The 14,347-nt window shown below is 70.7% G+C and carries 12 protein-coding genes; 6 read left to right on the forward strand and 6 right to left on the reverse strand.

Translation table 11 applies throughout. The features are described 5' to 3' along the window. Positions 1-119: 119 nt before the first annotated feature. The 3 genes from AC1XX3_RS10365 to AC1XX3_RS10375 are packed head-to-tail and all read left to right on the forward strand — an operon-like array spanning position 120 to position 4,734. On the forward strand, positions 120-1,142 hold the full coding sequence (locus AC1XX3_RS10365; RefSeq protein ID WP_483321008.1) for a 3-oxoacyl-ACP synthase III: 1,023 nt from the start codon (positions 120-122) through the stop codon (positions 1,140-1,142). Further along, positions 1,139-3,748: an alpha/beta fold hydrolase gene (locus AC1XX3_RS10370; RefSeq protein ID WP_483321009.1), complete on the forward strand. Its 2,610-nt coding sequence runs from the start codon at positions 1,139-1,141 to the stop codon at positions 3,746-3,748. The genes AC1XX3_RS10365 and AC1XX3_RS10370 overlap by 4 nt, the downstream gene beginning before the upstream one ends. Then, positions 3,745-4,734, forward strand: a complete 990-nt coding sequence (locus AC1XX3_RS10375) for an NAD-dependent epimerase/dehydratase family protein (protein WP_483321010.1) — start codon at positions 3,745-3,747, stop codon at positions 4,732-4,734. Before AC1XX3_RS10370 ends, AC1XX3_RS10375 begins: the two co-directional genes overlap by 4 nt. Before the next feature lie 15 nt (positions 4,735-4,749). Here AC1XX3_RS10375 and AC1XX3_RS10380 read toward each other — a convergent pair whose 3' ends face one another. Next, positions 4,750-5,136 (reverse strand): dATP/dGTP pyrophosphohydrolase domain-containing protein, encoded by a 387-nt coding sequence (locus AC1XX3_RS10380; RefSeq protein ID WP_483321011.1) that lies wholly within the window; start codon positions 5,134-5,136, stop codon positions 4,750-4,752. Between the two features lie 90 nt (positions 5,137-5,226). Continuing rightward, the gene (locus tag AC1XX3_RS10385; protein WP_483321012.1) at positions 5,227-5,877 is read right to left on the reverse strand and encodes a VOC family protein; all 651 of its coding nucleotides are present in this window, start codon (positions 5,875-5,877) and stop codon (positions 5,227-5,229) included. Between the two features lie 115 nt (positions 5,878-5,992). On the opposite strand from AC1XX3_RS10385, the gene AC1XX3_RS10390 reads away from it, so the two are divergent. Both AC1XX3_RS10390 and AC1XX3_RS10395 read left to right on the forward strand, forming a co-directional pair. Then, positions 5,993-6,829 (forward strand): alpha/beta fold hydrolase, encoded by an 837-nt coding sequence (locus tag AC1XX3_RS10390; RefSeq protein WP_483321013.1) that lies wholly within the window; start codon positions 5,993-5,995, stop codon positions 6,827-6,829. 70 nt (positions 6,830-6,899) lie between these two features. Next, on the forward strand, positions 6,900-7,385 hold the full coding sequence (locus AC1XX3_RS10395; protein WP_483321014.1) for a mycothiol transferase: 486 nt from the start codon (positions 6,900-6,902) through the stop codon (positions 7,383-7,385). Positions 7,386-7,714: 329 nt separating this feature from the next. Here AC1XX3_RS10395 and AC1XX3_RS10400 read toward each other — a convergent pair whose 3' ends face one another. Then, the gene (locus tag AC1XX3_RS10400) at positions 7,715-8,161 is read right to left on the reverse strand and encodes a hypothetical protein (RefSeq protein WP_483321015.1); all 447 of its coding nucleotides are present in this window, start codon (positions 8,159-8,161) and stop codon (positions 7,715-7,717) included. Positions 8,162-8,339: 178 nt separating this feature from the next. Here AC1XX3_RS10400 and AC1XX3_RS10405 point away from each other — a divergent pair, with 178 nt between their 5' ends. Further along, positions 8,340-8,768: a hypothetical protein gene (locus AC1XX3_RS10405; RefSeq protein WP_483321016.1), complete on the forward strand. Its 429-nt coding sequence runs from the start codon at positions 8,340-8,342 to the stop codon at positions 8,766-8,768. Positions 8,769-8,785: 17 nt separating this feature from the next. Here the strand turns inward: AC1XX3_RS10405 and AC1XX3_RS10410 are convergent, their stop codons facing one another. The 3 genes from AC1XX3_RS10410 to AC1XX3_RS10420 all read right to left on the reverse strand — a co-directional run bounded on the left by AC1XX3_RS10410 (position 8,786) and on the right by AC1XX3_RS10420 (position 14,098). Further along, positions 8,786-10,612, reverse strand: a complete 1,827-nt coding sequence (locus AC1XX3_RS10410; protein WP_483321017.1) for an ABC transporter ATP-binding protein — start codon at positions 10,610-10,612, stop codon at positions 8,786-8,788. Continuing rightward, positions 10,609-12,330 (reverse strand): ABC transporter transmembrane domain-containing protein, encoded by a 1,722-nt coding sequence (locus AC1XX3_RS10415; RefSeq protein WP_483321018.1) that lies wholly within the window; start codon positions 12,328-12,330, stop codon positions 10,609-10,611. Before AC1XX3_RS10415 ends, AC1XX3_RS10410 begins: the two co-directional genes overlap by 4 nt. A gap of 154 nt (positions 12,331-12,484) precedes the next feature. Continuing rightward, on the reverse strand, positions 12,485-14,098 hold the full coding sequence (locus AC1XX3_RS10420; RefSeq protein WP_483321019.1) for an MFS transporter: 1,614 nt from the start codon (positions 14,096-14,098) through the stop codon (positions 12,485-12,487). Between the last annotated feature and the right edge of the window lie 249 nt (positions 14,099-14,347).

Raw genomic sequence — 14,347 nt, forward strand, 5'->3', positions numbered from 1 at the left:
CTGTCCAGAGTGGTTTGAACCGAGCGTGACATAGTGGTCCCGCATTTTGGCAACAACCGGGTCACGAGCGCACGTCGACAGGTGGGTGCGACGGCGTGCCCTGGGGTAAAGGGATTCTCATGAGCGGCAATGCGACCTATCGGCACAGCAACGTGGCCATCTTGTCGGTGGCTGGGGTGGAGGCGCCGATCGTGGCCACCTCCGCGTCCTTCGACGAGCGGCTGGCAGCCACCTACGAGCGCACCGGGATGCGCTCGGGGATGCTCGAGCAGCTGGCCGGCGTACGCGAGCGCCGATGGTGGCCCGAGGATGTCAGCTTCGCCGATGCTGCCGCGATGGCTGGCGCCAAGGCCCTCGCCGAGGCCGGGATCGACCCGTCCCAGATCGGCATCATGATCAACAGCTCGGTGTCGCGCGCCTACCTCGAGCCGTCCTCGGCCGTGGCGGTGCACCACCAGCTCGGGCTGCCCACCAGCTGCCTGAACTTCGACCTGGCCAACGCCTGCCTCGGCTTCGTCAACGCCATCCAGCTCGTCGGCACGATGATCGACGCCGGTCAGGCCGACTACGCCCTCATCGTCGACGCCGAGGGATCGCGCCATACCCAGGAGGTGACCCTGGAGCGGCTGGCCGGTGAGGCCGCCACCGCCGACGACCTCCGGGCCGACTTCGCCACCCTCACCCTCGGATCGGGCGCCGCCGCCATGGTGCTCGGTCGCGCCGACCGCCACCCCGAGGGCCATCGGGTCATCGGCGGCGTCAGCCGAGCGGGCACCGAGCACCACGACCTGTGTGTCGGCGACCTCACCCGGATGCGGACCGACACCAAGAAGCTGTTCGAGGCCGGACTGGCGCTGGCCGTCGACACCTGGAAAGACGCAGCCGAGGACTTCGACTGGGCCGGCTTGGACCACATCGTCGCCCACCAGACGTCGGTGGTTCACATCCGCGGCCTGTGCAAGGTGCTCGGGGTGGACGAGTCGATGTTCCCCCTCACCCTGCCCGAGTTCGGCAACATGGGCCCGGCCGCCGTGCCGTTCACCCTCGCCCGCCATCTGGACCGGTTCGCCCCCGGCGAGCGGGTGCTGTTGCTGGGCATCGGCTCGGGACTGAACACCTCCTACGCAGAGATCGCTTGGTGACTGCCGCACCCCCCCGGTCCCTGCCGGACCGGCTGTCGACGATGCCCGGCATCGATCCGCGCTGGTCCCGCCTGGTCACCGCGACCGACAGCGAGGGCGTACGGCGCACCTGGCACCTGCTCGACACCCACGCCGGGCATAGCGGCGACCTGCCCGCGCGGACGCTGCTCTGCGTGCACGGCAACCCGACCTGGTCCTATCTGTGGCGTCGCTTCCTGGCCGAGGCCCCGGCCGGCTGGCGCGTGGTCGCCGTCGACCAGCTGGGCATGGGCTGGTCGGACCGGACCGCCGCGCCCCGGACGCTGGGCCAACGAGTCGACGACCTCGGTGTGCTCACCGACGCCCTGGGCCTGACCGGTCCGGTGGTCACCATCGCCCACGACTGGGGCGGGATCATCTCGCTCGGCTGGGCGCTGGCCCACCGCGAGCAGCTGGCCGGGGTGGTACTGACGAACACCGCCGTCTTCCAGCCCGCCGACTCCGCTCTTCCGGGGCTCATCCGCCTGGCCCGCAACCCGGCGCTGCGGACGACCGCCTGCGTCACAACCCCGACGTTCGTCCGCGCCACCACGGCACTCTCCCGGCCGGCCCTGTCCCGCGCGGTCCGCGACGCCTTCGCCGCCCCGTACGCCGACGCCGAGCAGCGTCAGGCCGTCGGTGACTTCGTCGCTGACATCCCCTTGGAGGCCGACCACCCCAGCCGCGCAGTGCTGGATGCCATCGCCGCCGGCGTCGAAGGACTCGACGTGCCCGCGTTGCTGCTGTGGGGGCCGCGTGATCCGGTGTTCACCGAGCGGTATCTGCACGACCTGCTGCAGCGGCTGCCGCAGGCCGACGTGCATCGCTACGCCGGCGCATCCCACCTGGTCACCGAGGACGCTCCGCAGGCGGCAGCCGACACCTGGCGTTGGATTCTCGACCACACCTACGACCCTCGGCCAGCCGTGACCCGACCCACACCGTTGTCGACGGCCGCCGACCAGCGCGATGTACCGCTGTGGCTGGCGACCACGGCCCGCCGTGACGACTCCGCCGTTGCGGTGGTCGAGCTCACCGCGGGCGCCGAGCCCGTCCGGATCAGCTTCGCCGAGCTGGACCGCCGGGTCCGCGACCTCGCCGCCGGCTTGGCCGCCGCCGGTGTCCGCGCGGGACAACGCGTCGCCCTCCTCGTCCCGCCCGGGATCGACCTCACCGTCGCGGTGTACGCCTGCTGGCGGATCGGCGCGGTCGTCGTCGTAGCGGACGCCGGCCTCGGCCTCACCGCCATGGGCCGGGCCCTGCGTGGCGCTCGTCCCGACCATGTGATCGCGATCCCCAAGGGTCTGGCCGCCATCACCGCCCTCCGGGTTCCCGGTCAGCGCATCGTCGCCGGCACGCTGCCGGCGTCAATCCGCCGCGCCTTCGGCGGTCCTCACACCCTGGCCGAGCTCACCGAGCGTGGCCGCGGCGCAGCGCTGCCCGCCGGTCCGGCGCCGACCGATGAGGCCGCTGTGCTGTTCACCTCCGGGGCCACCGGGCCGGCCAAGGGCGTGGTCTACCGCTTCGAGCAGCTGCAGGCGCAGCTCGGGCAGATCCGTTCGGGCTACGGCTTCGGCCCCGACGACCGCTTCGTCGCCGCCTTCGCCCCGTTCGCGCTGTATGGCCCCGCGCTCGGTGTCGCCGCCGCCGTCCCCGACATGGACGTCACCGCGCCGGCCACGCTGACCGCAGCCGCGCTCGCGGACGCGGTGGTCGCCGTGCAGGCCACGGTGGTCTTCGCCTCGCCGGCCGCGCTGCGCAACGTGGTCGCCACCCGCGCCGACCTGACCGACGAGCATCGGACTGCGCTGGCCGGCGTACGCCTGGTCATGTCGGCCGGTGCACCCGTACCGGTGTCGCTGCTCCGGGCCGTGCAGGAACTCGCGCCGAACGCCGAGGTCCACACTCCCTACGGGATGACCGAGGCGATGCCGGTGGCCGACGTCACGCTGACCGAAGTGGCGGCGGCCGGTCCCGGCAACGGGGTGTGCGTCGGGCGGGCGTTGCCCGGGATACGACTACAGGTCAGTCCGCTGTCCGGCACCGGCGTGGCCGACGGCGAGCTGACCGACCGACCGGGGGTGACCGGCGAGCTGTGCGTGTCGGCCGCCCACGTCAAGGACCGCTACGACCGGCTCTGGGCCACCGAGCGGTCGAGCTCTCGCACTCCCGGCTGGCATCGGACCGGTGACGTCGGACACTTCGACGATGCCGGACGGGTCTGGGTGGAGGGCCGGCTGGTGCACGTGATCACCACCGCCGACGGCCCCGTCACCCCGGTCGCGGTCGAGCAGCGGGTCGAGGAGCTGCCCGAGGTACGCGCCGCCGCGGCGGTCGGGGTCGGACCCGCCGGCACCCAGCAGCTGGTGGTCGTGGTCGTACCGGAGGCGCAGCTGCGCCGCTCGACGGTGCTGGCCACCCCCGAGCTCGCAGCGGCGGTCCGAGCCGCGGCCGGGCTGCCGGTGGCCGCCGTGCTGACCACCGCCGCGTTGCCGGTCGACATCCGCCATGCCTCCAAGGTCGACCGGGCAGCGGTGTCCCGCTGGGCGGACCGGGTGCTGGCCGGCCGCCGGGTGGGTCGACCGTGAAGGTGCTCGTCACCGGGGCCAGCGGACTCCTCGGCGCCGGCGTCGCCCGAGCTCTGGCCGAGCGCGGCGACCAGGTCACCGTCCTGCAGCGGCGTCCCAGTGGCCTCGGTCTGGCTGAGGTCCTCGCCGATGTGGCCGACGCCGCAGCGGTGTCCACCGCTGTCGCCGGCCACGACGCCGTGGCGCACCTGGCCGCGAAGGTGGACATCGTCGGCCACTGGTCGGACTACGAGCGCGTCAATGTGGCCGGCACGCAGTCGATCATCGATGCCTGCCGCACCCACGGAGTCGGGCGACTGGTCCAGGTCTCTTCTCCGTCGGTGGCCCACGGCGGATCCTCCCTGGTCGGGGTGGGTGCCGGCCCGGCGGATCCCGACCGGGCCCGTGGCCACTACGCCCGCAGCAAGGCGATCTCGGAGCGATTGGCTCTGGCCGCCGACGGGCCCGACCTGGCCGTGGTGGCGATCCGCCCACACCTGGTGTGGGGGCCCGGCGACACCCAGCTGATCGGTCGGATCGTGGAGCGAGCGCGCTCGGGCCGGCTGCCGGTGCTCGGATCGGGTGCGGCGCTGGTTGACAGCACCTATGTCGCCAACGCCGTCGACGCCCTGGTCGCCGCAGTCGACCACGCGCCGAGTGCCGCCGGACGGGCGCTCGTTGTCTCCAACGGTGAACCGCGACCGATCGCCGAGCTGATCGGCGACATCTGCCGTGCCGCCGGCGTGACGCCGCCGTCACGCCACCTGCCCACCGTCGTAGGACTGGCTGCGGGCAGCGTGGTCGAAACGGTGTGGCCGGTGGTCACCCGCATCACCGCCGCGGCCGATGAGCACCCACCGCTGACCCGCTTCCTGGCCGAGCAGCTCTCCACTGCCCACTGGTTCGATCAGCGACAGACCCGCGCCGCGCTGCACTGGACGCCGCGGGTGTCGCTCGACGAAGGTCTGACCGAACTGGCAACCTGGTACGCCCAGCACACTCCCTAGGGGTTCTGGCGGACCTCAGGGACGGTGGCCGTAGCCCTCCGCCTCGGCCAGATGCTCCATCGCATGGTCCGGGGACGCCGTGCGCCAGTCCGGCCAGGTCCGCGCTTCGTTGCGGGCCTGCTTCGCTCGAATGGCGGCGATGATCTCCTCCGGTTCCCAGCCGGCCCGCCACGCACCGTCGAGCGCCAAGATGATCACGTCGACCCACTCGGTCAGGTCCCGCGGGTCCTGTTCGATCTCCGCCAGCTCCTTGCGGATGTGGTCCAACACCCCATGGGTCCTCGGTCCGGGCCCGAACGTCTCGCGGCTCCAGGCGCGCTGCCGTTCCAGGTGAGCCGCGTCGATCGCCGGCGCGCCGGCGGGGTCGGACGCGGCACTCGGGTGGGTCACGTCCTCCTGCATCGGCACCGTCCTGGTCTCGCATCGTTGGTTGGTCGTTGCCCCGACGCTATCGTCGACCGGCGGTGCCGGAGTCGCAGCCTCCGAACCACGTCAGCGGCCCACGGCGGTGCAGACGCAGACACGATTGCCCTCGGGGTCGGCCAGGACGGTGAATGTCGGCGCCTGGTCGGCATCGACGACGGTGCCGCCGGCGGCGACCGCCGCAGCGATCCGTTCGTCAGCCACCTCGGCTGCGAGCCACAGGTCGAAGTGCCAGCGCTGCCGCGGCGGCTGATGCGGCTCGGTGCCCTGGAACCACAGACTGGGCACCCGCCCGGTCGGGTCGAAGACGGTGTCGTGGACGCGGTTGTCAGCGTCACCAGTGAGCAGGGCGGACCAGAACGGAGCGACGGTGTCCTCATCGGCCGTGTCGAGCGCGAGCTCCAGCTGCGTGACGGCGCCCGGCTCAGCCACCAGTCCCTGCTCCCTGGCCACGTCACTGATCCGCCGGGCCAGGTCGACATCGACCTGTGTCACCCACAACCCGGCCTCGCGGGTGCACACCGAGACGTCGACGATGCCACTGGTCAGTCGGAGGTCCGGCTGGTGAGCATCGGCTTCGGGAAGGGCGGTCACCGCAGTCACGAAGGCCGCAGCCGTGTGGGCGTCCGGCACGCGATAACGGGCGTGCAGCGCCTGCGCCAGCTTGCGCCAGTCGGCAAGGTCCGCGTCGAAGATCTGCTCGTTGGTGAGATGGTCCATGACGCCACGGTCGCACGCGGCACTGACAGTTCCGGCCACCGGACGACCCGTCGGCCACGGGTTCTCTACCGTGGTGCCTGGAGAACACGGGTTCTCCCGGACGAGGGGACAGCTCATGGCATTCATCACCGTCGGCACCGAGAATCGCACCGACATCGATCTCTACTACGAGGACCACGGCACCGGCCAGGCAGTGGTCCTGATCCACGGGTATCCGCTGGACGGATCCTCCTGGGAGAAGCAGACGACGGCACTCCTGGGTGCCGGCTACCGCGTGATCACCTACGACCGCCGCGGCTTCGGTCGCTCGAGCAAGCCGACGATCGGCTACGACTATGACACCTTCGCCGCCGACCTCAACACCGTGCTCACCACCTTGGACCTGTCCGACGTGGTCCTGGTCGGGTTCTCGATGGGCACCGGCGAGGTCGGCCGTTACCTCGGCACGTACGGCTCGGCCCGCGTCGCCAAGGCTGCCTTCCTCGGGTCGCTCCAGCCCTACCTGCTGCAGACCGACGACAACCCCACCGGCGTACCCCAGACGGTGTTCGACGGGCTGCTGGAGGCGGTGACCGCCGACCGCTACGCCTTCTTCACCGAGTTCTACAAGAACTTCTACAACACCGACACGTTCCTCGGTACGCCCCGACTGAGCCAGGAAGTCGTCGACGCGAGCTGGAACCTGGCCGCCAGCGCCGGCCCCACCGCCTCGGTGGCCGCGCAGCCGACCTGGCTCACCGACTTCCGCGCCGACATTCCCAAGATCGACGTCCCCGCACTCATCGTCCACGGCACCGCCGACAACATCTTGCCCATCGACGCCACCGGGCGTGAGTTCGCCAAGGCGCTGCCGAGTGCGGAGTACGTGGAGATCGACGGCGCCCCGCACGGGCTGCTGTGGACCCATGCCGCCGAGGTCAACGAGGCCCTGCTGACTTTCTTGGCCCGCTAGTTTCGCGACGCAGGCTCTCCGCGGGCGGGAGCGGAGACCCTGCACGGCCAGAGGGACATAGGCTGCCGGCATGACCGGCGAACGTTCAGCGCTTCTCGACCGCCTCGACGCGGAACGACGACATGTTCTGGCCGCGGTCGAGGGCCTCGGCGAGCAGGATCTGACCCGACCGGTCGCACCGTCAGGATGGTCCGTCGCACAGTTGGTCAACCATCTCGCCTACGACGATGAGCTCTTCTGGATCGGCGCGATCCTCAGCGGGGACCCTGCCTGCATCGCGGCGATCCGTGACGGCTGGAAGGTGCCAGTCACCTCCGGCGCGGCAGCGCTGGCCAACTACCGCCGCCAGTCGGCGGATAGCGACACCCTGCTCGCCGACGCGGATCTGGACGCCCCACCCCGCTGGTGGCCGCCGCACGACGTCTTTCCCTTCCCCCCGTTCGCAGCAGCCCGCGACTGCGTACTGCGAGTGCTCGTCGAGACCGCCACCCACGCGGGACACCTCGACATCGTCACCGAGCAGATCGACGGTCGCCAGCACCTCGTCGTCGCCTAGTCGCGCCCGCTGGCCCTTCAGCCATTCGCCGCGAAGGTACGTCACCCGGTGAGCTCCTCGGAGACCACCCACAGCCGCTGCAAAACGGCTTGGTCATGGGAGGCCGCGCTGGAGGTGACCAGCTTCGGGTGGCCGCGCACCTCGCCGAAACCACCGTGACCGTCGTACTCACCGCCCAGGACTGCGGAATCGGTGGCCGCGCGCAGCTGGGCAGGGCGCCCCGTGCGGCGTTCTGAGTGAGCAGCAGCACGAGCCAGCTGACAGGTAGGCGCAGCGCAGCTGGCGTGTTGCGGGCGAGCTCGGTGTGTTGGAGACGCCGGGATGGGTGCTCATTTCAAGGCGTCGGCGCAGGCCACTCCGGCCGTGGCGAACATCGACGCGTCGTCGGCGTTGATCTTGGTGGGGTCGCCGTCCCGCATCGCTGCCAGCGTCTGGGCGGAGGCGCCGTCATACATCTGGTCGACCATGCACTTGGCGAACTTCTCCGCCTTGTCCTTCGCCAGTCCCTGGTTCTGAATGTAGAAAGAGGTCAGGCCGTCAACGATGTCCGCCTTCGCCGGCTTCGCGTCGCCGTCCGTCGGTGCCGCCGACTCGCTGGCGCTGGATGTCCCCGCGCTGGGTGTGCCGGCGCTGGCCTCGGTCGACGGCGCCTGCTGGGTCTGTGCCGGTTGCTCGGCGGCCGGCTGGCCAGCGCCGTCCTCGCCGGCACAGCCGGTCAGCGCCAGAGCCGCCGTAGCGGCGAGGCCGGCGATCATGGTCAAGAGCCTGCGACCCATGGGTACTCCTTCGGTGGTTGCGGAAGAAGGAATGTAGCGGTTCGCCGGGTCAGCAGGGCGGCCGGAATGATCGCGACCGGGCCGATACGACCGCCACCCCGGAAGCGACCGGCAGGCGACGCGATTCTGCTGCGCCGAAGCTCTTGACGCCGCTGGTGCCGCCGTCCATCGTGGCTTCATGAGACGCCTCTTCACGTTCGTCGCGATGCTGGCCATGATCACGGTGGCCACGGTGGTGAACAGCCCGCAGGCTGCCGCCAGCAAGAAGATCGATGTCGGCCCGGTCAGCAGTGGCTGGGTGAAGCAGTGCGGATCCTGGGGCGGCACCCGCGGCAGCACCTGGGTCACCCTGTCGGGCGACTACGTCACCGTCCGCGACAGCTGCCGTGACGGGCGCGGAGTCAAGGGCGTCGTCACCATGCGGCGCAACGACAGGGTGTATACCTACACCTGCACCAATCTCCACGGGCAGGGAACCGAGGTGACCTGCAACTTCGACTGGTACGAAGGTTTCACCGGCTTCAAGACCATCGCCTTCTACTACCGGTCGTCAGCCAGCAGCTCCAGCTGGACGTTGGGCATGCTCGCCCACTGGCGCGACGGATAACGAGCGAGACTGCGGCGTCAGCGATCCGGACGGGGGTCAGCGGCCTGCGGTCCGGGTTCCGACTGCCCGCTCCAGGATCGCCACAACCCCGCGTACGCTCCGTCCGCGGCGAGCAGATCGTCGTGCGAGCCCAGCTCGGTGACCGTACCGGCCTCGAGCACGGCGATCCGGTCGGCGTCCCGCGCGGTCTGCAGCCGGTGCGCCACGCCGATCACGGTGCGACCGGCCAAGGTGGCAGCCAGCGCGTGCTCCGCTCGGCGCGCCGTCGCCGGGTCCAGCAGCGCCGTCGCCTCGTCCAGCACCAGGGTGTGCGGGTTCGCCAGCAGCACCCGGGCCAGGGCCAGCTGTTGCGCCTGCGCACCGTCGAGGCGGTGCGGTCCGCCGAGCACCGTGTCCAGCCCGTCGGGCAGCTCGGCCACCCAGTCGCCGCCGACCACCCGCAGAGCCGCGAGCAGCTCGTCGTCGTTCGCGCTCGGAGCGGCCAACGCGAGGTTGTTGCGGAGTGAGTCGTCGAAGACGTGGTGTTCCTGGGTGACCAGCACCACGTGTTCTCGACGTATCTCGGGCGGCAGGTCGGCCACCGACACACCGCCCACGGTGATCGTGCCGGTCCGTGGCCGCTCGATGCCGGCGATCAGCCGGCCGAGGGTGGTCTTGCCGGCGCCGGACGGCCCGACCACGGCCAGCCGCTCCCCCGGCTCGATCGCCAGCGAGACTCCGTGCAGCACGTCAGCGGCGGCATAGGCATAGTGCACCTCGGCCAGCTCGATCCGCTCGTCGCGCGGCCCGCGTCCCGCCGCCGGCCCAGCTCCCGTGTCCGACGCGGGACGCGGTTCGGCCAGGGCGCCAGCCAGCCCTTCGACGCGGGCGAAGGAGGCCGAGCCGCTCTGCAGTGTCTCGACCCAGATCAAGAGGGTGTCAAGGGGACCGGACAGCTGCCGCAGGTAGAGCACCGACGCCACCACGGTGCCCAGGGACACGGCCCCCTGGAAGTGCAGCAGGCTGCCGACCAGCAGCACCGCGGTCACGGCCACGGCATTGGCCACGTCGATGGACGGGAACAGCACACTACGCAGCCGTAACGTCGCCTCCTGGGTGCGCTCCGCCGCCGTCACCGCGTCCGAGCAGGCGGCCAGTCGTCGCTGCTGCAGTCCGAGCGTCTCGACAGTACGGGCGCCGGCGGCCGTACTGGACAACACCTCGGCGACCTCGCCTGCGGCGGCGCTCGAGGCGAGGTAGGCGTCGCGCGCGCGGCGCAGATACCAGCGCAGGGCGATTCCGACCCCGGCCAGGGCGGCAAGACCGCACAAACCCAGCAGCGGTGACAGCGCCAGCACCGCAACAACGATGATGCCGGCCTGGATCAGCGCGAACAGCAACTCGGGCGCCGCGTCGCGCAGGATCATCGCCACCAGACCCACGTCGGCGGTGGCGCGGGCGGCCAGGTCACCCGGCGCGGCCCGGTCCGCCGTCCGGGCCGGCAACCGAAGAACCCGATCCGTCAGCTGCTCGCGGAGCCGGGCGGCCGTTCGCTCGCCGAACCGATACCCGATGTAGCGGGCATAGCGACCGAGCACCAGCTGGGCGACGGCTGCCGCCACCAGGAACAGGCCCAGCCTGTCCACCTCAGCCACCCCGGCGCCGCTGCCCACCAGGTTGAGAATGCGGCCCACCAACCATGGAGCGACCAGCCCGGCCACGTTGAGGACCAACGTCGCGGCGAACATCGCCGCGTCGGCACGGACCAGGACCGCGGATGCGCGGCGGACCTCGGCGGTGCCGGCGATGGGGAGCACCCTGGTGTCGGTGGTCATGGTGTCGGTGGTCTTGGTGTCGGTGGTCATGGTGTGGCCGCCCCCGCGGCCGGATCGGCGCCGCGGAAGACCAGCGCGCGATAGTCGGCGTGGTCGCGGAGCAGCTCGTGGTGGCTTCCCCGCGCCACCACGGTGCTGCCGCGGAGCAGGCAGACGGTGTCGGCCCGGTCGAGCAGGAGCGGCGAGGTGGTGGTGATCACGGTGGTCCGGCGCGACCGCGCGGCGTGCAACCGCTCGGCGACCAGGCTCTCGGTGTGCGCGTCCACCGCGGAGGTCGGGTCGGCGGCGAGCAGCACCGCAGGTTCGGCGGCCACCGCGCGTGCCAGTCGGACCCGTTGGCGCTGACCGCCGGACAGGTTGCGGCCCTGCGCGTCCACCTCGGAGCGGAGCCCGGTCGGCAGCCCGGCGACCACGTCCTCGGCCGCGGCCACGCGCAGGGCGGCCGCGGCGGTGGCGTCGTCGACGTCGTGCCGTCCGGCCACCACCTCGGCCAGGGTGCCCCGGAACAAGTCGGCGTCGTTGTCGGCGACCAGCACCTGCTGCCGCAGCGCGACCGGGTCGAGCTCAGTCAGCGGTACGCCACCCCAGGTCACCGTCGACGCCTCGATTCCACCCAGTCGATCCAGCAGGGCGATAGCGTCGGCCTGCCGTGCGGTGGCCACCGCGACGAACGTCCCGGCGCCGACCGTGAGACCGGAGACGGGATCGTGCAGGTCGGCGGGGACCGTCGGCGGCATCCGGGCGCCACCCGCCGTCAGCGGGTCCCGGTCGAGGGCCAAGAAGTTGATCACCCGACGGGCGGCGACCAGGGCACGGCTGAGATCCATCCCGGCTTCGATGAAGAACGACACCGGCACGACCAGGACCGCCGCGTAGCCGTAGACCGCGACCAGCTGGCCCGGTGTGATGGTCTGCTCGACAGCCATCCGAGCGGCCAGCCACACCACCACGGCGAGGAACAGTGTCGGCAGGCCGAGACCCATTGCCTGGATGATGCTGGTGACGGCACCGACCCGATATCCCTGCTGCTGCAGCTGCTGCGACTCCTGCCGATACCGATCGCCGTACGCCAACTTCCCGCCGAGCCCGTTGAGCACGCCGAGACCACCGATGATGTCGAGGATCCGACCGGTCAGCTCGCCCTGGTGCTGGCGATAGGGCGTACCGACCTTCTGCAACCGGGAGAGGGCCGGGCCGACGACCACCGTGAGGACCGGAACGCCGGCCAGCACCACCACGGCGAGCAGTGGGGAGATCCGCAGCAGCAAGCCGGCGATCACCCCGTACGCGAGGACCGCACCGACCCCCGGACCGGTCGCGGTCAGCGCCCGCCCGATGGTCCACGCGTCCCCCAGGCCGATGGCCGTGATCTCACCGGTCCGGCTCTGACGCGTCAGCGACGCCCCGAGATGGACCGCGTGGCTGTTGATGGTGGTCACGGTGCGATGCGCCGCATCCATCCGTACCCGGGTCATCGTCCGGTGCCGCAGGATTGACAGCCAGGCGATGACCACCCCGACGACCAACAGCAGGACAGCCCACCACACCAGCGCGGTCGTGTTCTGCGTCCGCAGGCCTTGGTCGATCGCCACGGACAGCAGATACGGCGGCACGGCCAGCCCGACCGTCCACGCGGTGCCGAGCAGCGCACCGAGCAGCACCCGCCGTCGCTGGCAGGTGATCAACCACCACAGATAGCGCCATGGACCTGTCGTGGGCGGCGGGGCCAGGTCGCTGGGTCGTCGCATTCGCACCGCCTCTCGCGGGCGCAGCGTGCTGTGGACCCGCGTGGTCGAGAACGCACCAGTGCTTGGTACGCCGGCGCCGTACCCGAAGCCAACCACATCGCAGGCCTGCACTCGGCGCGGCTGGGCTGCGGACGCAGTGCTCAGCTCGGCGCGTTCAGCGACGGCCGGTGGATTGACCCTGCCGGTGTCCGACCTGCTGGCGGGTGAAGCCATAGCCGGCAGCGGTGTACATCTGAGTGAGATCGCCCCCGCAGAAGAGACTGACGATGTCGATGTCACCCAGCTGCTGGTGGAGGTGGTCGAGCAGCTGACGACCGCACCCGCTGCCCCGATGATCTATCGCCACGATCACGTCCTCGACATAGGCACGGAACCTGCCGTCCGTCACTGCCCGGGCGAAGCCCACCAGCCGGTCGCCATCCCAGGCGCCGACGCAGGGGTAGGAGTCGATGATCACCTGAAGGTCCGCCGACTCGCGCTCGGGCCACCACGACTCCTGGCGATAGAGCGCGCGGACCTCTTCGGCGCCAATACGGCGTTGCTGATGGGAAGCGACGACTACTGGCTCAGACACAACCATGATCGTCCCACGTCTGCCTGCGCGACGGGGCCGGCGCGGACCTGACCGCGACCCAGTCGTGCCACCCCCGGTGCCAGCCGGCCCGCGGACCGCGTGCCCGTTTCGTGCCATCAGGTTTCGGCAGAGCTGCAGCACGAAGAGCGCGACCACGCTGATGGCGCTGAGCACCGCGAACGGCAGGGCCGGTGTCATCGCGAACAGGGTCGCGAACAAGACCGGGCCGGCGAGCTCGGCCAGGACGAAGGAGTACTGGAAGACGGCGAGATATCGACTGCGGGCGGGTCCAGCCAGCGTGCTGACGAGCGCAGTGGAGGACGGGGCGTGCAGCACCTCAGCGGCACTCATCAGCGCGATGGCGACCACCAGCAGCGCGGCCGCAGCCGGCAGCGGCAGAGAGACGGCGACCGCGACGACAGCAAAGGCGACACACCACAGGACTGATGCTGTGCTGAGCACGCTCACCGAGGCCGACCGACGGGCCGCCGCCGCACCACGCGAGGAGAACATCGCCACCAGAAGCGCGTTGATCACCAGCAACGCTGCGGTGAGCCAGCCCGGACCGTCGAAGCCCGATCGGATCAGGGTGGGCAGCGAAAGACCGACGAAGAGGATGCACAGAGCGAACGCGCTGTTGATCAGCAGCAGTGCTCCGAACGCCCGGTCCCGTGCCATCATTCGATAGCCCCGGCTGAGGTGATCACCTCCGGTCGATCGATGCCGTTGCAGACCGACCGTGGCGACGAGCAGGACGCCGGCAACGGCGTTGCAGCTCGCCGCCGCCCACGCCAACGCCAGATACCCGCTGGTGAGGTTCAGCGAGATCACCGCTGCGGTGATCAATCCGCCGCCGACGATGCCGACGGTGCGGGCGGCATTCAGCTCACCGAACCAGTGCTCCATCGAGAGGGTGCTGTCGTTCTCGGCATAGTCGGCCAGCAGCGGGAAGACCGCTGACCAGAACAGTCGCACCCCGGCGACCATGATCGTGGACGCCACGAAGATCGATACCGGTTCACGGACGAACACATACGCCACGTACGCGGCGCTCTGCACGATCATCCCGACCGTGACGACCAGGCGCGGACCCACCCGGTCCATCAGCAGCCCAGCCACCACGGGAAGCGGCAGACCGACGAGCACGCTGGCACTCACGATGGCCCCGAGCGTGGGCAGTGCGACGTCGGTCACGACCGTGAAGTAGACGAGAGACAGGGGCAGGAAGAGCCCGCCCGACAGTGAAGCCGCAGCGAGTGACGCCGTAAGGGTGGCGTCTGGGCGTGAGCGCGTGAATCTGGACAAGGAAGGGATCACTTTCGATGGGAAACAGACAGGGCTGACTGCCCGACGAGCTCGCTGCTCGGCGGGTCGTTCAGCAGGGTCTGACGTCCATGACGCAGACAGTAGAGCCCCGGCCGCGCCGCGACAACCGACTATCGC

It is taken from the genome of Microlunatus sp. M237, assembly GCF_056896895.1.

What these genes read in the sequence shown, in the direction of transcription:
- AC1XX3_RS10405 (WP_483321016.1), top strand. Translation starts at nt 8,340, where the DNA reads ATGAGACGCCTCTTCACGTTCGTCGCGATGCTGGCCATGATCACGGTG.
- AC1XX3_RS10400 (WP_483321015.1), bottom strand. Translation starts at nt 8,161, where the DNA reads ATGGGTCGCAGGCTCTTGACCATGATCGCCGGCCTCGCCGCTACGGCG.
- AC1XX3_RS10415 (WP_483321018.1), bottom strand. Translation starts at nt 12,330, where the DNA reads ATGCGACGACCCAGCGACCTGGCCCCGCCGCCCACGACAGGTCCATGG.
- AC1XX3_RS10380 (WP_483321011.1), bottom strand. Translation starts at nt 5,136, where the DNA reads ATGCAGGAGGACGTGACCCACCCGAGTGCCGCGTCCGACCCCGCCGGC.
- AC1XX3_RS10395 (WP_483321014.1), top strand. Translation starts at nt 6,900, where the DNA reads ATGACCGGCGAACGTTCAGCGCTTCTCGACCGCCTCGACGCGGAACGA.
- AC1XX3_RS10390 (WP_483321013.1), top strand. Translation starts at nt 5,993, where the DNA reads ATGGCATTCATCACCGTCGGCACCGAGAATCGCACCGACATCGATCTC.
- AC1XX3_RS10385 (WP_483321012.1), bottom strand. Translation starts at nt 5,877, where the DNA reads ATGGACCATCTCACCAACGAGCAGATCTTCGACGCGGACCTTGCCGAC.
- AC1XX3_RS10410 (WP_483321017.1), bottom strand. Translation starts at nt 10,612, where the DNA reads ATGACCACCGACACCAAGACCACCGACACCATGACCACCGACACCAGG.
- AC1XX3_RS10365 (WP_483321008.1), top strand. Translation starts at nt 120, where the DNA reads ATGAGCGGCAATGCGACCTATCGGCACAGCAACGTGGCCATCTTGTCG.